At 46.6% G+C, this 20468-nt stretch carries 21 protein-coding genes; 13 read left to right on the top strand and 8 right to left on the bottom strand.

From position 1 onward, the window contains the following. Positions 1-123 precede the first annotated feature (123 nt). Positions 124-1200 carry a sensor histidine kinase gene (locus tag RQM65_RS04360; protein ID WP_314013022.1) on the top strand — a complete coding sequence of 359 codons (1077 nt, stop codon included), beginning with the start codon at positions 124-126 and terminating at the stop codon, positions 1198-1200. On the opposite strand, the gene RQM65_RS04355 is transcribed toward RQM65_RS04360, so the two are convergent. Next, on the bottom strand, positions 1189-1344 hold the full coding sequence (locus tag RQM65_RS04355) for a SurA N-terminal domain-containing protein (protein ID WP_314013020.1): 156 nt from the start codon (positions 1342-1344) through the stop codon (positions 1189-1191). The genes RQM65_RS04360 and RQM65_RS04355 overlap by 12 nt on opposite strands. A 175-nt stretch (positions 1345-1519) precedes the next feature. Between RQM65_RS04355 and RQM65_RS04350 the strand changes: the two genes are divergently transcribed. The 5 genes from RQM65_RS04350 to RQM65_RS04330 all read left to right on the top strand — a co-directional run bounded on the left by RQM65_RS04350 (position 1520) and on the right by RQM65_RS04330 (position 7331). After that, entirely contained in the window at positions 1520-2824 is a 1305-nt protein-coding gene (locus RQM65_RS04350) for an MFS transporter (RefSeq protein WP_314013018.1), read from the top strand. Between the two features lie 125 nt (positions 2825-2949). Beyond that, a complete protein-coding gene (locus RQM65_RS04345) occupies positions 2950-3747 on the top strand; it encodes a 3-keto-disaccharide hydrolase (RefSeq protein WP_314013016.1) in 798 nt (265 codons plus the stop codon). Positions 3748-3781: 34 nt separating this feature from the next. Beyond that, positions 3782-5203, top strand: a complete 1422-nt coding sequence (locus tag RQM65_RS04340) for a Gfo/Idh/MocA family protein (protein WP_314013014.1) — start codon at positions 3782-3784, stop codon at positions 5201-5203. Positions 5204-5216: 13 nt separating this feature from the next. Further along, entirely contained in the window at positions 5217-6095 is an 879-nt protein-coding gene (locus tag RQM65_RS04335; protein ID WP_314013012.1) for an alpha/beta hydrolase, read from the top strand. Between the two features lie 264 nt (positions 6096-6359). Continuing rightward, positions 6360-7331 carry an aldo/keto reductase gene (locus tag RQM65_RS04330; RefSeq protein ID WP_314013010.1) on the top strand — a complete coding sequence of 324 codons (972 nt, stop codon included), beginning with the start codon at positions 6360-6362 and terminating at the stop codon, positions 7329-7331. Positions 7332-7454: 123 nt separating this feature from the next. Here RQM65_RS04330 and RQM65_RS04325 read toward each other — a convergent pair whose 3' ends face one another. Together RQM65_RS04325 and RQM65_RS04320 are read right to left on the bottom strand one after the other, a co-directional pair. Then, on the bottom strand, positions 7455-7880 hold the full coding sequence (locus RQM65_RS04325; RefSeq protein ID WP_314013008.1) for a VOC family protein: 426 nt from the start codon (positions 7878-7880) through the stop codon (positions 7455-7457). 11 nt (positions 7881-7891) lie between these two features. Then, on the bottom strand, positions 7892-8464 hold the full coding sequence (locus RQM65_RS04320) for an AAA family ATPase (RefSeq protein WP_314013007.1): 573 nt from the start codon (positions 8462-8464) through the stop codon (positions 7892-7894). 189 nt (positions 8465-8653) lie between these two features. Here RQM65_RS04320 and RQM65_RS04315 point away from each other — a divergent pair, with 189 nt between their 5' ends. From RQM65_RS04315 to RQM65_RS04290, 6 genes are all read left to right on the top strand, one after another. Continuing rightward, positions 8654-10816, top strand: coding sequence for a TonB-dependent receptor (locus RQM65_RS04315; RefSeq protein ID WP_314013005.1), 2163 nt, complete (start codon positions 8654-8656; stop codon positions 10814-10816). A gap of 110 nt (positions 10817-10926) precedes the next feature. Then, the gene (locus tag RQM65_RS04310; RefSeq protein ID WP_314013004.1) at positions 10927-11550 is read left to right on the top strand and encodes a hypothetical protein; all 624 of its coding nucleotides are present in this window, start codon (positions 10927-10929) and stop codon (positions 11548-11550) included. Between the two features lie 146 nt (positions 11551-11696). Continuing rightward, positions 11697-13034 (top strand): 2TM domain-containing protein, encoded by a 1338-nt coding sequence (locus RQM65_RS04305; protein ID WP_314013003.1) that lies wholly within the window; start codon positions 11697-11699, stop codon positions 13032-13034. Positions 13035-13205: 171 nt separating this feature from the next. Beyond that, positions 13206-13508, top strand: coding sequence for a 2TM domain-containing protein (locus RQM65_RS04300; RefSeq protein ID WP_314013002.1), 303 nt, complete (start codon positions 13206-13208; stop codon positions 13506-13508). Between the two features lie 44 nt (positions 13509-13552). Continuing rightward, positions 13553-13891, top strand: a complete 339-nt coding sequence (locus tag RQM65_RS04295) for a 2TM domain-containing protein (protein ID WP_314013001.1) — start codon at positions 13553-13555, stop codon at positions 13889-13891. 61 nt (positions 13892-13952) lie between these two features. Next, positions 13953-14708: a LytR/AlgR family response regulator transcription factor gene (locus RQM65_RS04290; RefSeq protein WP_314012999.1), complete on the top strand. Its 756-nt coding sequence runs from the start codon at positions 13953-13955 to the stop codon at positions 14706-14708. On the opposite strand, the gene RQM65_RS04285 is transcribed toward RQM65_RS04290, so the two are convergent. The 3 genes from RQM65_RS04285 to RQM65_RS04275 form a co-directional block, all read right to left on the bottom strand. Further along, entirely contained in the window at positions 14689-15546 is an 858-nt protein-coding gene (locus tag RQM65_RS04285; protein WP_314012998.1) for an alpha/beta fold hydrolase, read from the bottom strand. The two genes, RQM65_RS04290 and RQM65_RS04285, sit on opposite strands and share 20 nt — an antisense overlap. Before the next feature lie 135 nt (positions 15547-15681). Further along, positions 15682-16230: a hypothetical protein gene (locus tag RQM65_RS04280; RefSeq protein WP_314012997.1), complete on the bottom strand. Its 549-nt coding sequence runs from the start codon at positions 16228-16230 to the stop codon at positions 15682-15684. Between the two features lie 55 nt (positions 16231-16285). Continuing rightward, the gene (locus RQM65_RS04275; RefSeq protein WP_314012996.1) at positions 16286-17788 is read right to left on the bottom strand and encodes a helicase HerA-like domain-containing protein; all 1503 of its coding nucleotides are present in this window, start codon (positions 17786-17788) and stop codon (positions 16286-16288) included. A gap of 159 nt (positions 17789-17947) precedes the next feature. Here RQM65_RS04275 and RQM65_RS04270 point away from each other — a divergent pair, with 159 nt between their 5' ends. Continuing rightward, positions 17948-18595 carry a 7-carboxy-7-deazaguanine synthase QueE gene (locus RQM65_RS04270; RefSeq protein ID WP_314012994.1) on the top strand — a complete coding sequence of 216 codons (648 nt, stop codon included), beginning with the start codon at positions 17948-17950 and terminating at the stop codon, positions 18593-18595. A gap of 124 nt (positions 18596-18719) precedes the next feature. Here RQM65_RS04270 and RQM65_RS04265 read toward each other — a convergent pair whose 3' ends face one another. Together RQM65_RS04265 and RQM65_RS04260 are read right to left on the bottom strand one after the other, a co-directional pair. Further along, positions 18720-19649 carry a hypothetical protein gene (locus RQM65_RS04265; protein ID WP_314012993.1) on the bottom strand — a complete coding sequence of 310 codons (930 nt, stop codon included), beginning with the start codon at positions 19647-19649 and terminating at the stop codon, positions 18720-18722. 72 nt (positions 19650-19721) lie between these two features. Further along, the gene (locus RQM65_RS04260) at positions 19722-20423 is read right to left on the bottom strand and encodes a class I SAM-dependent methyltransferase (RefSeq protein ID WP_314012992.1); all 702 of its coding nucleotides are present in this window, start codon (positions 20421-20423) and stop codon (positions 19722-19724) included. Positions 20424-20468: the final 45 nt, after the last annotated feature.

The following is a 20468-nucleotide window of genomic DNA, read 5'->3' as shown; positions in this document are numbered from 1 at the left end:
AATTATATGTTTTTAAACGTTAACTGTTAGTTGAACGATTTGACCTTTTTTGTCTTCTGGGGCAGGAATATTAAAAATGCCTTTATACAAGCATGAACAGAACCCCTGAAATGTCCGAAACCCATGAACCTCCAACTAGCACCTTTCTTTGATTTATCGATGGATTGCCTTTGTATCGCCGGTTACGATGGTTACTTTAAAAAAATCAATCCGGCCTTCGTAAGCTTGCTAGGATATTCCGAAGAGGAACTTCGCTCTAGATTGATCTCTGAATTTATATATGAAGAAGATAGGGAGCTTACAGCCAAGTACAGACAAAACCTCGAGAACAATAGACCGCTAGTGAATTTTGAAAACCGGTATGTTTGCAAATCCGGGGAACTTGTGTGGCTGCATTGGACTTCTATTCCTCTAGAAAACGAGCGATTGATATACGCCATTGCTAAGGATATAACCCACAAAAAGGGATTGGAAAATGAACGGATATCGCAGATGAGCCGTCTTTCTAGAGTGAACGAAAAGCTTAAACAACTGAATTACGCCACCTCCCATGATCTGAGATCACCTGTCAACAATTTGATTTCTATGCTCGACTTGATCGATTTGAATAAAATCGATGATAATGATACTTTAGAAGTGCTGCGATTTATTAGAATATCGGCGGAAGGCCTGAATACTTCCTTAAACGCCTACGTAGATGCACTGAAACGCAACGATGTCCAACATGAAAACTTTGAAGAGGTGTCTTTCAATGAAATATTTGAAAAAACCAAAAACTCCATAAAGTCGCTGATTCAAAAGGCGAAAGTGGAATTCCACTTGGATTTCTCAGGTTTGGAAAGTATGCAGTACAGTGCCGCCTACATGGAGAGCATCTTTCTAAATCTTATTACCAATTCCATTAAATATGCCAGACCTGGTGTAGCTCCGGTAATTTCAATTACCGCCAGTGAACGAAATTCGGAAAAAACGCTAGTCTATTCCGATAATGGTCTGGGCTTCGATATGGATAAAGTCGGCCATCTGATTTTTAATTTGAACCAAAAATTCCATGACAACGAAGATAGCAAAGGGGTCGGCCTATATCTGGTGCATAGTCATATCACCGGTCTTGGGGGCCGTATCAGTGTCGATAGTCAAGTAAACGAAGGCAGTACTTTTACCATCAATTTCAGAAATACACTTTTATCAGAGTTTTAAGGTTGCTTTTTCGGCACTGTTCTTCCCCGAAATAACCGTGTCCCCTGGTTTGATAATTTCGATATCGTTGCTATCGTCTATACTGCAACTGCCGAAACCGATAAATGTTACAAGAATCAATAGTACCCACAGAGTCTTTTTCATAATATATAGTTTGGTCAGGGCCTGTTACGGGTTCGTTGATGATGAACGCCCCCGGTAAAAACTAAATGACTTCATTAGTATAACGTTCAAAAACTACCTTTCTTATGGTCATTTAGTTAGGCCGATGCTTTTGTTCTTTCCCTAAACCCTTACTTTTGCGGCTTTCAAAACGCCCATGTCCGCCAAAAGCCGTTTTTCCCTTATCGATCCCGCTAAAAGCCCCGTCTTTTATGGTTATGTAATTCTGGCCGTCGGTACACTCGGGATATATTCCAGTATTCCAGGGCAGACCATCGGTGTTTCCGTTTTTACCGATCCCGTAAAGGATGCCCTAGGCCTGTCTCGTAATCAGTTCAGCAATGCCTATATGGTCGGTACGATCTGCAGTTCGTTGGTGATTGGCAGGGCAGGGGTGTGGTTCGATAGGTACGGGGCACGTTATGTCGCTTTTTTCGCCGCTGTGGTCTTGGCGTTCGCCTTGGTGCTGTGTTCGTGGTCGGTGCAAATGAGCGAGATTGCTAAGCGGATATTGGATTCCAATTCCTGGACTATCCCATTTACCCTGATGACGGTGCTGTTCTTTATCCTTCGGTTTTCGGGACAGGGGGTGCTCACCATGGCGTCGCGGAACGTGATTATGATATGGTTCGATAAGAACCGGGGCAAGGTCAATGCCATCAGCAGCGTTGCGATATCCTTTGGGTTTTCATCTTCCCCGTTATGGATAAACGCCCTGGTCGAAGGCTATGGTTGGCAAAGTGCCTGGCAATTTCTGGCGGTAGGTTTGTTGATGGTCAGTTTTCTGATTCTTCAATTTTTTAAAAACCGTCCCGAAGAACACGGTCTGCTTCCCGATGGGACTCCTGAAGGGTCGGGGAATAATGGCAGATCTGTTTCCTTGGCGAAGCAGTTTACACTAAAGGAAGCGGAGCACACCAGGGCCTTTTGGATGTATGCCCTGATGCTGGCGTTCAATAGTTTTTTTATTACGGGGCTCACCTTTCATGTGGTGTCCATATTTGCTAGCGAGGGTTTTCCCAAATCGGATGCCATTGCGATTTTTCTGCCCGTGTCTGTCGTGGCGGTAAGTATATCGCTAATATTCAATTATCTAAGTGATTACCTACAGCTGAAATTGTATCTATACCTCATGATTTTAGGTGGAATAATGGCCTCGATCGGATTTTTATTTTTGTCACTAAGCGCCGGCGTTTTCCTGCTTGTCGGGGGTTTGGGGATTATGGGCGGATTTTTCGCCGTGCTGAATGCGGTCGCCTGGCCCCGGTTCTACGGCCGAGACCATTTAGGGGCGATCACAGGCAAGACCATGTCATTTATGGTCTTGGGCAGTGCACTCGCGCCTCCGATTTTCAGTTTCTTTTTTTCGTTCTTTGAATCCTACCATTTGATAGGCTATCTGGGTCTAGCGGTCATGCTGTTTCTAGCTTTGGCGTCGTTTAAAGCCGACAATCCACAATAAGCTTATTCAGGTATTCCACATAAATTTTGATTCTTCAATCATAGTTGTTAGTTTTAGAGGCTAAATTGGGATGGACTTCCCAATGGCATTCAATTAAATTCCAACTTCTCAAAACAACGTATCAAATGAAGAAACTCCTTTTGCTTTTTACAGTGTCGGTCCTTGTCTTTTCCTGTAAGACGGAAAAAAAAGACAATCCGAACAAGTCAACGGCCGGAGACTCGGAAACCACAGCGAAAGCAGATGACTGGATTTACCTCTTCGACGGTACCAGCACGGATGGATGGCGAGCTTTTAATGGGGATTCCCTACCTCCCGGATGGACTATAGAAGACGATGCCTTGACTTTCGATACCGAATTGGGCATGGAGCAGGATTATACAGGAGGAAAGGATATCATTTATGGTGCGGAGGAATTCGACAATTTCGAGCTGTACCTGGAATGGAAAATCCCACCAGGCGGAAATAGTGGAATATTCTATCATTTAAAGGAAGGCTATGACAGTCCCGCTGGCATTTCGCCTGAATATCAGTTGATCGACGACGAGGGGTACGCGGATATTCACGACTTGACATCGTACAATGAGAGTCTTGGGTATGACAATCCCAGCGAGCTGAAGCCCCTACAAAAAACCGCTTCGGATTACGCCATGCACGTGGCCGACCCAGAAAAGAAAGAGTTGAATCCCGTCGGGGAATGGAATTCCTCAAAAATCGTCTTTACACCCGAAAAAGTGGAGCATTGGCTCAACGGGAAGAAAGTGCTGTCCTTCATACCTTGGGACGATGCCTGGTACGAGAAAAAGAATTCCAATAAATGGAAGGATAGTCCGGATTACGGAAAGTTCAAGTCCGGATATATCGGGCTTCAGGACCATTCCAGTCCCATTTGGTTCAAAAACATTAAAATCAGGAAGCTTTAATCTCCAATTTCACAATAATTCAAACCATACTATAATGAACAAAAGAGAATTTCTTAAAAGCGCGGCAGCAGTATCGTCCTTTGCCCTCTTGCCCTCGGGTGCTTGGGCCTTTTCGGAAGAAAAACGGTTACGTACGGCCCATATCGGTATCGGCAACATGGGCGGGGAAGACCTTAAGGCCATCTCATCGCACAAGGCCGTCGATGTAGTCGCCTTATGCGATGTAGATTCCATATACCTCTCCAAAGCCCGCAAGCAGCACCCCAATGCCCGGGTGTTTTTTGACTATCGGGTGATGCTAGAGGAGATGGGCGATGAGATCGATGCGGTCATCGTATCGACCCCCGACCATACCCACGCCCCCGCATCCCTTTTGGCGATGGAGCATAACAAGCCGGTGTACTGCCAAAAACCATTGACCCACTACGTGCAGGAATCACGGGAAATGATGAAGGTGGCCAAAGAAAAGAATTTGGTGACCCAGATGGGAATTCAGGTGCATTCCTTTTTTGATTACAGATTGGCTACGGCTTTGATTCAATCCGGTATTATCGGAAAGGTACATACCGTGCGTGCATGGTCTCCAAAAAACTGGGGCTATAACGGGCCCGAGCCAACCGGGGAAGACCCCGTACCGGACCAGTTGGATTGGAACCTATGGCTGGGTACTTCGAAGAAACGGCCCTACAAAGAAGGGTATTACCATCCCGGTAATTGGAGAAAACTGTTGGATTACGGCTGTGGTACCTTGGGCGATATGGGAGTCCATATTTTTGATACGCCCTACAATGCTCTGGAGCTTGACGTACCCCTGACCGTCAAGAACGATTGCCGTCAACCGAACGGCTTCGGGTTTCCGGAGAACAATACGGTGACCTACGAATTTCCGAAGACCCCGTACACCACCAAAACCTTAAAATGGGTTTGGTACGACGGTCCGGGAATGCCCCCTGAGCACGAAGATCTTAAATTACCGGGTGCAGATCAAGCGGGGAAAAAAGAGCAAAAAGAGCAGAGCGTCGAAGATAAAATGTCTTTGGATGTCCAGGCCGCCGGCGAAGGCCAGCTGCCCGAGCAGGGTGCTATGTTCATTGGGAAAAAAGGACGATTGTTGTTGCCGCATTTTATGCAGTTGCCTACCAAGATCGTAAAGGGCAAGTATGTAGATATTTCAAAGGAAATCGAGGAAGTCTCGAAAGAGTATAACTTAGGGGAAATTATTCGGAATTATGAGTCGGAGGGACCGAAACACTATCATCAGTTTGTCGATGCCTGTTTGGGCAAGGGCGAAACGACGGCCCCATTTTCATACGGCGGAAAATTGACCGAAACCATTCTTTTGGGTACCATTGCATGCCGGTTTCCTAACCAGACCCTGCACTGGGATGCGGAAAAGGCGAAATTTCAGGAAGAAGAGGCCAACCAGTATTTAAGTGGTGACTATCGGGAATTTTAATTTTCATGGCAATATGCAAGACCAGTATGGCATTAAGCGCTTAGTACTTTTAGTGTCAATCGCTTTGTTCGGGGTGGCCCTGACCTTCGCGCAGACAGGTAGGGTCTTTGATAACCTGACCATGACGAGCGAAATTCTGGACAGTGAACGGAAGTATGCGGTGTATTTGCCTCCGGATTATGACAGTTCCGAGCGCCATTACCCCGTGCTTTATTTACTGCACGGCGCAGGCGACGATCAGACCGGGTGGGTGCAGTTCGGAGAGGTACTTCGGATAACCGACAATGCCATCAAGAACGGTACCGCCACCCCAATGGTGATTATCATGCCCGATGCCAACACCGGTAAGCGCGGCTACTTCAATCAAGGAGAGAATTGGCGGTACGAAGATTTCTTCTTTGAGGAGTTCATGCCCCATGTGGAAAAGAAATACCGCATCAAAGGCGAGAAACGCTATCGTGCCGTAGCGGGACTCTCCATGGGTGGGGGCGGGTCATTTATGTACGCGCTGCACCGGCCGGAGCTGTTTTCCTCGGCCTGTCCGCTCAGTGCCTATGTCGGCCCCTTGACGATAGACGATTTTAAAGAGCGTTTGAAAGATAGGGATGTCAAGTATTCCGATTCGGAAATGACGGCCTATTTTAAACGGCATAATGCCTTGGAACTTCTTAAAACTGTTCCCGTTGCCGATGTCAAGTCCGTTCGCTGGTACATCGATTGCGGCGATGACGATTTTTTATACGAGGGCAATAGTCTTGTGCACATCGCCATGACCAAGCAAGAGATTCCCCATGAATACCGTGTGCGTGACGGCGGGCATAGCTGGACGTACTGGCGGGAGTCGTTGCCAGAGGTTTTACGATTCGTTTCGGAGGCGTTTCACCAATATTAGAAAGTAAGGTTCTACCAATCATTATTTCTGTGGTAAAATTTAGGCACTTTGCACGTGACATAAGACAATAGGATGTAAGACGTAAGATTGGTTTTATATAGGTGTTGATATTCAGATATTTGTCTTGATGTTATTCAACAAGGTCATTGGATTTAATCTTATGTCCTATGTCTGGAAGTCTTAAGCCCTCCTCATTAATAGGTTGATTTTTACAACACTCGTGGTAGTACCAAAAGTAATAATAATCAGCAATCAAGAATCTCAATGCAGTACAGGAAATTCGGAAGAACCGGTTGGCAAGTAAGTGAAATAGGGTACGGGATGTGGGGCATGGCGGGTTGGACGCAATCCGACGACGAACAGTCCGCCAAGTCCTTGGACCTGGCCGTAGAAAACGGGGTCAATTTTTTTGATACGGCCTGGGGCTACGGCGAGGGCCATAGCGAAAAGTTATTGGGTGAACTGGTGCGGCGACACCCCAATGCGAAGCTATATACGGCCAGCAAAATTCCCCCTAAAAATTTCGAATGGCCCGCAAAACCGGAATACTCATTCGAGGAATCCTATCCGGAAAACCATATTATCGAATACACCGAAAAGACCTTGAAAAACCTAGGGATGGAACGGATCGATCTGATGCAGTTTCACACGTGGGACGACGGGTGGTCAGACCGCGAGGAATGGCAACGGGCTATCGAAAACCTCAAAAAGGATGGAAAAATTGCGGCTATGGGGGTCAGCGTCAATCGCTGGGAGCCCGAAAACGGAATTAAAGCCCTGAAAACGGGAATGCTCGATGCCGTACAGGTCATCTATAACATCTTTGACCAGAATCCTGAAGATGAATTATTTCCGTTATGTAGAGAAATGGATATTGCCGTAATCGCCCGGGTTCCCTTTGACGAGGGCACCTTGACGGGAAAGATTACCAAGGAGACCACGTTTCCGGAGGGCGATTGGCGGGGCACCTATTTTGTGCCAGAAAACTTGAACTCCAGCGTGGATCATGCCGATGCCTTGCGGCCGCTGGTTCCGGAAGGGATGACCATGGCCGAAATGGCCTTGCGCTTTATTGCCATGAACAAGACGGTAAGCACCATGATACCCGGAATGCGTAAAGCGCCGCATGTCAAGGCCAATACCGCCACCAGTGACGGAAAGGGACTTCCAAAAGACCTGTATCAAGAACTAAAGAAGCACCGCTGGGATAGGGAACCTACGAAGTGGTCGCAGTGAAATTGAGTTTATAGGTTTATGAGTTTATAAGATTATAGATTGATGTCATCTTTAATCCACTTCCTCATCGGGGGGTACAGTATATTCATTGAGTCCCGGCCACACCATTTTGATTCTTTATTTCTATTTCGCAAATAATTGCCCCATATCCCGAAAGGCTTTGAATTCCAATGCATTTCCTGCGGGGTCCAAAAAGAACATGGTAGCCTGTTCGCCTACCTTTCCCTTAAACCGGATATAGGGTTCGATAACGAATTTTACTCCTTTTTTTCCGAGTTCTTCGGCGAAGCTTTGAAAGGTATCCCAAGGCAAGACCACTCCGTAGTGCGGTACCGGAACGTTTTGTCCGTCTACGGGATTGGAGTGTGATTCTTCTTTTTCCGACTTGGGTTTGTAATGAATCACCAATTGGTGTCCGAAAAGATTGAAGTCCACCCAGTGTTCACTGCTGCGTCCCTCTTCGCAATTCAAGGTTTCGCGATAAAACGTACGGCATTCAGCAAGATTGTGAACGGGTATTGCGATGTGGAAGGGGGTTATTCCTTGCATTTGTTTGATGTTTAAGAGTTCGAATATTCGACTAAATTTACCATAAGATCCGCCCTTTCGGTTACTGATTTTTTTGGAACTTGGACGATATGATATCCATAGTGTTTATAGGTTTCGACCATCTTATCATAGGTAAGTACCGCCTCGTTCCAGTCTTGTTTTCTTTCGCTGTCGGACTTATAAATTTCTCGCCATGGCGGAAGAATAAAGATGCTTTTATTATACCTCCATTTTTCCGCATAGATTTTCATTTGTGCAGTTATTTCCGATTGAATTAAGTTCGCATAACAAATCGAATCCAAAAACCCGCGGTCGAAAAAAATCGGATTCGATGGAGTTTCTCTTTGGTCAATTTGTCTATAACTTTCAATGGAACGGTCGAACATCTGATTTTTGTACAAATCCTCGTCTTTCCAAGGTAAGGCTGCTCCGTCATTTTCTTTTTGCTCTTTTATTAGCTCGCGCGCGATTTCAGGTATGACTTCATAGTTTCTTTTCTTTAGCTCCTGCAATAAAGTTGTTTTTCCCGTTCCCGGACCTCCGGTTATTACATAGAAATTCTTGTTCTCCTTGAATTCAATCATAGTCGACCTTAATAGCGGTTAAAAAGCCAATGTTTATCTATATTTCCACAAAGATAGCTCATCGAAATATTTACTTATTAGGTCAGGTTACACTCCATCCCCCAAATTCCACACTTCGGTGGTTTCTTTTGGCCCTCGTCGAGTCTATGTTTCATTTTTGGGACATAAAAAATAATACGTCGCGACACGATGAAACGAACTCTCCTAATCCTGATGCTACTCCTTTTTTGCGAATACATTTTCTGCCAGACCCCTATTTCCGGTAAGGTCAGCGATAGTTCCGACAACCCGATTCCCGGGGCGAACGTCTATCTCGAAGGCACCTATGATGGCACCTCCACCGGGTCCGATGGTAGCTTTGCTTTCGAGACCTCCGAGACAGGAAGCCAAACGCTGGTCATTTCCATGTTGGGTTTTCAACCGCGTTACGAGACCGGTGATGTCGCTTATCTCAACGGATTGAGCATAAAAATGGTGGAAGCTATCAATGCCCTGACCGGCGTTACCCTGACGGCGGGTACTTTCGAGGCGGGAGACAATTCGAAGGTCTCGGTACTCAAACCTTTGGATATCGTCACCACCGCCGGGACGGTAGGCGATTTTGTGGGGGCATTGCAAACCCTACCGGGAACCTCGACAGTCAACGAAGACGGCCGACTTTTCATAAGAGGGGGAGACGCAGGGGAGACACAGGTATTTATAGACGGTCTCCGTGTGTTCCAGCCCTTTAACGCCACGGCCAACAATATTCCCACCCGGGGGCGGTTCTCCCCTTTTCATTTTAAGGGCATCACTTTTAGTACGGGCGGATATTCCGCGGAATACGGGCAGGCACTCTCTAGTGTGCTGTTGCTGAACAGCATCGATAGCCCCGACCAGGAAAAGACCGATATTTCGATCCTATCCGTCGGCGGGGGTATCGGCCATACCGAAATCTGGGGCGATCAGTCCCTTAGCATCAATATGCAGTATATCGATCTAGCGCCCTATGAGGCCCTGATTCCCTCTGACCAGGGGGTGCGCTGGAATAGGCCTTACGAGTCCGTTTCGGGTGAGGCCGTTTTCCGTAGTAAGGGGGAAATGAGCATGTTCAAGCTGTACACCTCATTCAATCGAGCCGTTTTGGATATCGAGCAGGAGGATATCAACTTTGAGGATTTCGTCCGCTTCGACCTGACCAACAAAAATCTATATTTCAACACCTCTTATAAACTTTTTCTTGATCGGGAATGGGCGTTGACCACCGGCGCCGCTATCTCATGGGATGCCAACGACATCGGATTAAGGGGTACTGCCATCGAGACCAAGGAAACCGCATCCCATCTAAAGCTCAAGCTCAAAAAGAATTTCAGCAACCGTCTTAGCTTGGCCCTCGGAACCGAACATTTTATCACGGATTACGGGGAAACCTTTCTTGCGCCGAAAGGACCCGGTTTCGATACGGCCTTCACCGAAAGACTCTGGGGCGGCTTTGCCGAAAGTGATATTTTTTTCAGTAATGACCTGGCCCTAAAATTGGGAGTCAGGGCAGAACATAGCGGTTTAATCGAAGATTTTACGGTTTCGCCCCGCGTTTCCCTAGCCTACAAATCCAGCGAAAAGGGACAGTTTTCCCTCGCTTATGGTGATTTTTATCAGAATCCACGAACCACCGCCCTACGCTACGATAACACGCTCGATTTCGAAAAGACATCCCATTATATCCTGAACTATCAATATCTTGATGACGGGAAGACCTTTCGGGCCGAGACCTACTACAAAGATTACGACGGTCTGGTCAAATTTGATACCGAAATGCCCCAATTCGATTCCCGCTTCAACAATTCGGGAGGCGGCTATGTATCAGGCTTGGATATTTTCTGGCGGGACAATAAGGGCGTCAAAAACCTGGACTATTGGGTGTCGTACGGCTATTTGGATACCGAGCGTGATTTTCGGAATTTTCGGGAACGCGCCCGACCCAACTTCGCCCCAAAACATAATCTGTCCGTCGTAACTAAATACTGGATCAACCAGTGGCGCTCGCAAGTGGGCCTGTCCTACACCTACGCATCCGGAAGGCCCTACGACAATCCCAATACGGCGGAATTTCAAGCGGAGCGTACGAAAGCGTTCCAAAGTCTGAGCTTGAGCTGGGCCTATCTGATCGACCAACAGAAAATACTTTACTTCTCGGTCAGCAATATGTTAGGGTTCAACAACATCAATGACTACCAATACGCCAACTCCCCGGGCCCGAACGGTAATTTTGGGCGAAGGGCTATCCGCTCCGCCGCCGACAGCTTTTTTTTCGTAGGCTTTTTCTGGACGATCAGCACGGATAATACGAGCAACCAATTGGACAATCTATAAAACATCGGTCCATCCCAAAAAATCAACAGTTCGGTCAAGGGTTTTGGGATTGCAAAGCGAATACGGCCATTTTTGAAACAGAGCAAATTAGAAACCTCAAAACAAGCATCATGAAAAATCTACTTACTATCCTTTTTTTGGTAACGGCACTTTCCATCAGCGCGCAAAACCGATACGCCGACGGCATGGAAACGGCCATGCAACTTTGGGGCGAGCAACAGACCTCGGCGGCCTCCAATCAATTCGAGCGCATCGCCTTGGCAGATGACGACAACTGGTTGCCCTATTACTACGTCGCCATGGTAAACACCGCCGCATCCTTTGGTGAAAAGAACGAAAATCTACTTACCCGGCAACTGGAAAAGGCCAAGGAGTTTAATGACATTGCCAAGAGCCTTTCCCTCGAAAATCCCGAATTGTTGGTGATGGAGGCCATGATCAATACGGCCTGGATTGCATTCGACGGTGCCACCTACGGACAGGCCCTATCGGGAAAAAATAACCAGCTGTACCAGAAAGCCTTACAACTGGCGCCCGATAACCCAAGGGCCGTACTCGCGAAGGCGGAATGGGACATAGGCTCGGCCCAATATTTTGGCAAAGACACAACGCCCTATTGCAAGGATGTGGAACGGGCTATGGAACTTTTCGAAACGTTCGAAAATGAAACCCCTTTTTATCCTAATTGGGGAAAGGATAGGGCGGAGCAGGTCTTGAAGCAGTGCGCGGATTAAAAGCCCTTGGATTTGAACAACAAGCTCCCTCATTGCACTTCGGGGGCTTGTACCTATTTTGGTTACCTTTAAGTAAATTTCGAATGGCTTGGATTCTCGTGAATTCAGTAGGGTGGGCCTCAAACAGATATTGGAAAAGATAGATTATGCGTGTATTTTTTAGGGAACTTTTGAAGGGGGCGTTCGTCGGAACTTGCATTTTTGCAGTGCTTTTGACGGTAGGCTATTTCAGTGGGGAATACGATAACGGTTTTGACTATGCTGAACTCTGGAATGAATATCAGATCAATCTGATGTATTCGGCCATTATTTATATGACCAACGCCTATCTTTTTATCTATCTGCTCCGTCGATACGACGGAAATCTTTATGGACGAAAGAGCTTTCCGATTTCAATGGTCGCGACGGTCACGGTTTCCTTGCTATCGCTCTTTTTTGCCCGATTTCTGCATCGGGTGGTATTGGAAGGTGAGCCGATAGCTACGTTCTGGGCTAAACAGCGTTTGGAGTACTATTGGGTATCCCTCTCCATTGCCCTTGTAGTCGCCTTGATTTTTTATTCCTTTTTTTATTTTAAATACCGACAGGAGTCCAAGGTCAAGGAACAAAAGATAATTGCCGGTACCGCTTCCGCCAAGTTCGATGCCCTGAAAAATCAGCTCGATCCGCATTTCCTCTTCAATAGCCTGAACGTGTTGACCAGCTTGATCGAAGAAAATCCACATCAAGCCCAGAAATTTACCACCTCGTTGTCCAAAGTGTATCGTTACGTGCTGGAGCAGAAGAACAAAGATTTGGTCAGCGTTGACGAAGAACTACGGTTCGCAAGGACCTATATAGGACTATTGAACATGCGGTTCGAGGGTAGTATCGTTTGTGAACTCCCCGAATCCGTTCAAAATCCTGAAGCGAAGATCGTACCGCTGTCCCTGCAACTTTTGTTGGAAAACGCCGTCAAGCACAATATCGTGACTTCCTCGAAACCTCTAATCATAAAAGTTTTCGAGAAAGACAGCGGATTGGTGGTACAGAACAACCTGCAGGAAAAACAATGCGTTAAAAAGAGCAGTGGCGTTGGCCTGCGCAATATCCGGCAGCGTTACGGTATCTTAACGGATAGAACGATAGAGATTCAAAAAACAAATTCTACTTTTAGTGTCCGTCTGCCCATCCTTTCAAAGCAAATATCGGTCATGGAAAGCCAAGAGGATTATCTTGAAGACAAACGATACGAGCAGGCCAAGGAGAGGGTAGAGAATATTAAGGGTTTTTACGGCAATTTATTGGCCTATTGTATCGTAATTCCGTTCCTGACGTATTTGAATTACAGGACTACAGGTTATCCATGGGTCCTGTTCCCTATCTTCGGATGGGGCATTGGCCTAACGATACACGGTATGCAGGCTTTTGGGTATAACCCGCTATGGGGCAAACGCTGGGAAGAGAAAAAAATGCGCGAGTTTATGGAGGATGATGGATTCTGACCCGGCCACCTGTCCAACCTAAGAGAAAAGATACGGATAAGGAACCACAGGAAATACAATTCATCTGGCGAATTCGACAGTTCGGAAAGATACAACTGCTGCGGTGGATTATTTTTGCGAAATTTGAATGAACACAGCATAACAGAATAAAAGAAACGATACCCCGAACCCATGGAGAATTCGAAAAGGGACAGCAAGTACCTACGGGCCAAGGAGCGTGTGGAAGAAATCAAGAAGTTTTACAACAGCTTGATATCCTATATATTGGTCATCGCGTTGTTGGGCGGAGTGAATTATTATACGAACGAATGGGCTTATCCCTGGTTTTTATGGGCCGCATTCGGGTGGGGCATAGGATTGATATTCCAGGCGACCAAGACCTTCGGCCTAAATCCCTTTTTCGGACGTGATTGGGAAGAGCGAAAAATCAAGGAATATATGCGGGAGGATGAAAGAAGAACACGTTGGAAGTAGCACGTTTGGTATGGCGGAAATCTAAGAATTCAATCGGAAACAAGATGGAAACAAATAGAAATGATAAACGGACTAAGGCCCGAAACCGGGTCGCCCAACTCAAAGGGTTTTACATACATGCCTTGGTATATGTGCTTGTAAACCTTTTTATTGTTGTTGCGTCAATAATCGGACAGATGAACGCCGGCGAGAGTTTCAATGAAGCGTTATTCAATTTCGGCACTTTCGCCACCCCCGTTTTTTGGGGTATTGGGTTGGCTTTTCATGCCGCGAAAACCTTCGGATACAGTCCCTTTTTCAGCAAGGATTGGGAAGAACGACAAATTAAAAAGTACATGGAAGACGATCGGAGGGAGGCGGAGAAATTTAGTAAAAGTAAGTAATGAAAAATGAAATAAAGACCTTATTCCCGGCCCCGACCTTCTCCTGGATAATTTAGCTCCCATGACCACCATCATTATCGAAGATGAAAAACCTTCTGCCCGGCGCTTGGCCCGAATGCTGGCGGATCTGGATGTGGAGGTTGCGACTTTGCTGCATTCCGTTGAGGAATCCATAGATTGGTTCCAAAAAAACGAACATCCCGATCTCATATTTTTGGATATCCAGCTTTCAGACGGACTCTCCTTCGAAATATTCGATGCCGTTGAAGTGCACAGTGCCATTATTTTTACCACCGCTTACGATGAGTACGCCCTTCAGGCCTTTAAACTCAATAGTATCGATTATCTTTTAAAGCCGATCGATGACGAGGAGTTAAAGGTGGCCGTTGAGCAATACCGTAGTTTAAAGCAGGCCCCCAAGAAACTCGCGCTGGATTTTGAGGATGTCAAACGACTATTGGTCAACCCCTTGGAGCGGGAGTACAAAAAACGCTTTACCGCCAAGGTGGGACAACACCTTAAAATCATCAACGCCGATGAGGTGGAATGCTTTTACAGCGAAAACAAAGGTACGTATGCAGCCACTACCGACGGAAGAAACTACCTGATCGACACCACCTTGGAGCAGCTGGAATATGAATTGGAACCCCAAACTTTTTTTCGTGTCAGCCGCAAATTCTACGTTAACATCGACTACATTAAAGATATTATTTCCTACACTAATTCAAGGCTTCAAATCAAGCTCAACCGTTTTTCGGATGCTGAAATTATCGTGAGCCGGGAACGGGTGCGGGATTTCAAGTTGTGGTTGGAGTAGAGGGAGCCAAAAACTCGACAATCGCATCATTGACCTGGTCTTGATGCATGGAATGCCCCAAGCCTTCAGTGGATATCAAGCGACTGCATTCCCAGTTGGCATGAACCTGTTGGGAGGCGTGGTAAGGAGTGATCCTATCCAATGTATCGTGGAAAAGCAATCCGTTTTTCGTGTTTGTCCGGACGAATTCCGAAGTGGAAAACTCTTTAATCTTGAATCCGAACCTGTCCATAACGTACGCATCTAAAGCATCCAGAACCCTATCGTTAAAGCGAAGCAAATTTTGAAAATGGGCCATGATTTCATGAAACTCCGAAGGGGCGGCGACCGTTACGATTTTTTCTACACTGGGACTCGGATTCCTTTTCTCGTTGTAAATCACTGCCATTCCCCCTACGGAGTGGCTAACAAGATGCTTCGGTCGGTACTTTTCAATGACCGTACGTAATATTTGGGCGTACAGGGGTACATGCAATTTACTTCCCGATGAGTGACCGTGGCCCGGGGCATCGAAAGCCACGGTGTTGAAGTCCGCCGCCCTCAGTTTTGTAATGAGGTTTCGCCATCGAAAGGTGTTGCTTTCCCACCCGTGTATCAAAAGAACGGTAGGCCCCCTGCCAGGCCAATTGTAGATTTGGATGTCATGGTCCTCAATGCGCAGCATCTCTTTTTTGGCGGAATCAAGGTACTCCCTCTGATGTGCCAATACCCGTCCTCTACGGACGGTGGAGAATAGATCAAAAGCCTCACTTGCTGTTTTTTTCTTTGAGAAAACACTGAGAATATTGAAGTAAAAACCGAAGAATACCGGAATTGTCCGCTTAAAATAGTTCAGCATAGGAAATTTGGAAAAAGGAATTAGGTATTCAAAACTATAAACATAATTCACGGTCTTCGCGGCGGCCAAATTAGTGAGAAGCTCATAGGGCAGTCTCTACCGAAAGCGGATAGACGCTCACGGGTCCGGTCACAATTAATCCCACCCCACCATCATATATTTTATCTTGGCATCATCGGGAATCTGTACCGCTTCAATGTTTACACTCGATGCATAGCGCAAACTTGAGGGCAGTTGCTCTTTACTGATAGTAAAGTAGATATCACTGTCCTTCAGAAGGATCACCACGTTGTTCATCGAAGTAATTACTTTGCGAATGGAATAATTATCTTTGATATCCTTGAACGTACTATTAAGCCCCACGCCCCCTTCGGTCACGAAACGAGAATCTTCGATGCGGATATTTTCAATCGAGGGGATGCTGTCCGAATTAGGGGTCAAGGTCAACAACTTTTTACCTCCCTTTTCGTAAATTTTGATTCTTTTACTGTTGTTTGCGGCGTTGACATAGGTCGAGTCCCTTACGATGGAATCGTTCTCATAAATGATGTCCAGGTCACGGGCCAGGCTGATTTTATCGAGCTTTCCTATTGCATCTTCGGTAACCAAAAAGGTGGTGTCGGTTTTTTCTTCGCAGCTTAGCAGCAAAAGAATAACAAATAATGTGGATAAAATGGCTCTCATTGGTTTGGATATGGGTTTATTCAAAAATATCGTTAACGACTAACAACGGCCAACATCACCGCATAACCTTTTTCAAAATACCCAGGACACCACGGATGAAAGTAGCGCTGGTCAACACCTTGATTACAGGATTCATTCTGTTGCTGGTGGTCCTTCGGCTTGGAGCTTTCGGTTTTTCTTCCTCCTGTTTAGCCAGTGCTTCCGCCTTTTCTATTTTATTGTTCAAGATTTCATAGGCACTTTCTCGGTCGATGCTCTCGTTGTATTTGTCCACCAGATCCGAGCTACCGATAACCGTTGCGAGTTCCTTTTCTGTCAGCACGTCCATACGGCTCATGGGGGCACGGAGTAGGGTTGCGGCCAAGGGCGTCGGCCTTCCCTTTTCATCCAGAGCGGACACAAGGGCCTCCCCGATACCCAGTGAGGTCAAGGCTTGCTTGGTGTCGTAATAATCCGATTCCGGGTAATTTTCTGCAGTCAGCTTTATCGCCTTCCTGTCCCTTGCCGTAAATGCGCGCAGGGCGTGTTGTACTTTCAAACCGAGTTGGGCCAATACCTCGTTCGGTACATCGGTAGGGTTTTGGGTTACGAAGTACAGGCCGATGCCTTTGGAGCGGATCAATTTTACAATACTCTCGATCTGGTCCAACAGTGCTTTCGACGCTTCATTAAAAATAAGGTGGGCCTCGTCGATAAAGAGAATGAGTTCCGGCTTTTCGCTGTCGCCCTGTTCAGGGAAGGTGTCGTATATCTCGGCTAATAGACTGAGCATAAATGTGGAAAAGAGCTTGGGGCGGTTTTGGATATCGGTCAGCCTCAAGATGTTGATGTAGCCTTTTCCTTTGTCATCGATTCGCGTTAGATCGTTCACCTCGAAGGATTTTTCCCCGAAAAAAAGCTCCGCACCCTGCTGTTCCAGTTCGATAATCTTTCTGAGGATGGTACCTGTTGAACGGGTCGATATACGGCCGTAATCTTTGGTGAACTCCGATTTTCCTTCCCCGGTCGCATACTGAAGCACTTTTTTAAAATCCTTAAGGTCTAACAAAGGAAGCTTATTGTCATCACAGTACTTGAAGACCACCGCGACGATTCCTTGCTGCGTTTCCGATAGGTCTAGGATGCGCGAGAGCAGCACGGGTCCGAACTCTGAAACGGTCGCCCTTAATTTGACACCGTCCTGTTCGGAAAGGGAAAGTATTTCAACGGGAAAGCTTTTCGGCTCAAAAGGGATACCTATCTGTGCATGGCGCTCGTCGATCTTGGAATGTCCCGGACTCGGTTGCGCCAGTCCGCTTAAATCGCCTTTAAGGTCCATCAGCAGCACGGGTACTCCTTTTTCGGAGAGATTTTCGGCTAACACCTGCAGGGACTTGGTCTTACCGGTACCTGTTGCACCGGCGATGAGCCCGTGCCTGTTCATGGTTTCCAGGGGTAGCTTGACTAAGGAGTTCGCAACCGCTTTGCCATCTAGCATAGCCGCTCCCAAGACGATAGCATCACCTTTGGTAGCGTAGCCTTCGTCAATATGTTCGCGAAAGTCCTCTTCGGTACGCATAGTGGTATATTTTGGCCCAAAAATAAGGGTTTTTGAGTTTATGGGTTTATTAGTTTAGGAGTTTATGCCTGCCACGATCAACTAATTCAGATCTCGCCCTCAAACTGAATCTGAATTTGGAATTTGGGTTTTGGAACCCGCATGCCGTATCTTTGCGCCATGGTAGAAAATGAAGTGTCGAAAGATGAGGTGACCGCGTTAGTGGACCAAGGCTTGCTATTGCCCTTGATGGAGGAATTCTATACCATTCAGGGCGAAGGTTTCCATAAAGGTACGGCCGCTTATTTTATTCGGGTGGGAGGCTGCGACGTGGGTTGCCACTGGTGCGACGTTAAGGAAAGCTGGAACGCCGAGACCCATCCGCCGACCGGCATTCGACAGATTGTCGAAAATGCCGCTAGATTATCCGATACGATAGTCATCACGGGCGGTGAACCCCTCACTTGGAACATGCAGCCCTTGACGGAAGCCTTGAAGTCCGAAAATCTGAACATCCATATCGAGACGTCGGGGGCCTATCCCTTAACTGGGATATGGGACTGGATCTGCCTGTCCCCAAAGAAAAACAAACTACCAAAGGAGCCCATCTACGCCAAGGCCAACGAGCTCAAGGTCATCGTCTATAACAAACATGACTTGATTTTTGCCGAACAGGAGGCGGCCAAAACGAATAGCGATTGTATTTTATACCTACAGCCCGAATGGAGCGTTCGGGACAAGGTAACCCCGATGATCGTTGATTACGTCATGGCAAACCCCAAGTGGAAAGTGTCATTGCAAACGCACAAGTATTTGAATATACCTTAGTAATCGTTTCGAACTGACACAATTCAAAGAAGGTCTCTTAGCACGTCAAGCGCTGAAAACCGAAAACATTAGGGATTGTTTGAACTTCTTTACGGCCAATTGCCGCTGCCGTTTTGAGCTGAAATCACCGCCCGCCATTTGTCTGTAAATCCAGAATACATTCACTATCCAAACCTGGGGCCAAGCCACCCTTCGCGGTCCGTGACTTCAACATTTTGAGAACGCTTTTACCGCTTAACCGACATTCGGCCGAAATTCCGTCTCCGTTTTTTGAGGTACGTAGAGCATTCTTCCCCTTCGCACTTCCGCCGAATTGCAGTTCGGCGTTCATCAGGCATCCGTTGACATTGCAATGGTTATTACCCATAGTGTTGCCTTTATCGTCTAAAACAGGTTCTCCGTTCGCATCCGTCTGAATATCCTCATGGTCATTGACAGGTGAGATGCCCAAATTGACCAGCCCGAGAAGGTGACCGAATTCGTGGTTCAGGGTAGAGCTTTCGACATCGGCATCGGTAATGAAGATGCTCTGGCCCGCCAATTTGCGTACGGTCGATTCGTGAATGATCATGGAGGTGTTCCGGTAAACGGCGCCAAGAGTGACGAGATCTTTGTCTTCATCATCCTCCTCGGCCGGGGCATCGGCAAAATATATGTAAACCCCTAAGGTTTTGCCTTGGTTATATACCGTTCTGTGCTTTTTTTCCAGCTCGGCGATTTCGTCCAAGGTCAGCTTTTCCTTATCGGGGGAGGGCAATTCACTATAAACCAGATTGATTTCTTCCTTAAAAGTTCTTGACTTCAGATAGGCAACGAACCCATCCATGGCGGCCTGAGTGGGCCGAAACCCTTTGACATAGGCAATCTCGACATGTAACTTGTCGTAATCTGCGTTAGCTAGCAGGTCTTTGGCCGAATCCCCGGTTTTCTTTAGGTTGGCCGTGGTATCGACTGCGGTAGGATTTTGTGGCAAATCGTCATCTGCATCTTTGGAACAGCTAAGGAGCAAGCCCAAGCAAAATAGGATTAAAATAGGGAAGCTTATCTTTTTCATGATCTAGTGTTTCTATTAGGGATAACGTAAAAGTAAGATGAACCGTATGTACGGTACAGCGATTAATAAAGATTACCACAATCGGGCCAAATAGTCGTAATGTTCGCCTTTTTCTACAATCTCACACCGGATTCCGCAGGTTTCGGCGATGCTGCGCAAGGTACGATAATCGACATATAACCAAGAAAAAGCTGCGCCTTTGTGATTCTTGTAACGTAGGCTAAACTCCACCTCCCCGTAGTACCTATCGGAATTGGCAACGTATGTGCGTCCGTCATCGGCATCATCGAACATATAGATAATATCGCTTGAATCTAACAAGATCTGCCCGTCAGGTCGCAATAGGGTTTTTAGATGCTCAAGATAACGGCCGAGATTTTCCAATTTTCCGACAATACCTATACCGTTCATCAGCATCAGCAGCGTGTCGAATTTTCCTTGATTAAAATCGAGGATATCGGTATGTATCCTGTTTTTGATTCCCCGAAGTCCGCAGGTTTCAATGGCTCCTTTCGAGCTGTCCAAGGCTATGACCTCAAATCCTTTTCGTTGTAAATATATGCAATGGCTTCCGGCCCCGCATCCGATGTCAAGTATGCGCCCCTTGCAGTGTTGTAAGGCCTTTTTTTCGATGGATGGCATGTCCCCATATCCCCGAAAGAGATAGGGCAGGGGCATCACGTCATGTTCATCCAACGAGGATGAGGTTTCGATGTCTTCCGAATACTTTCCGTTCTGATATTCCAAGAGCGCATGTCCGAATAAATCTTTCATAACGAATGCAAAAATCGACATTTTGTCCGAGTTTCCTATTTCTTT

Origin of the sequence: Pricia mediterranea (genome assembly GCF_032248455.1) — a bacterium.
In the GTDB taxonomy this organism is placed as follows: Bacteria; Bacteroidota; Bacteroidia; order Flavobacteriales; family Flavobacteriaceae; genus Pricia; species Pricia mediterranea.
Note: the sequence above shows the minus strand (reverse complement) of the source record. Positions and strands in the feature narration are given on the sequence as shown.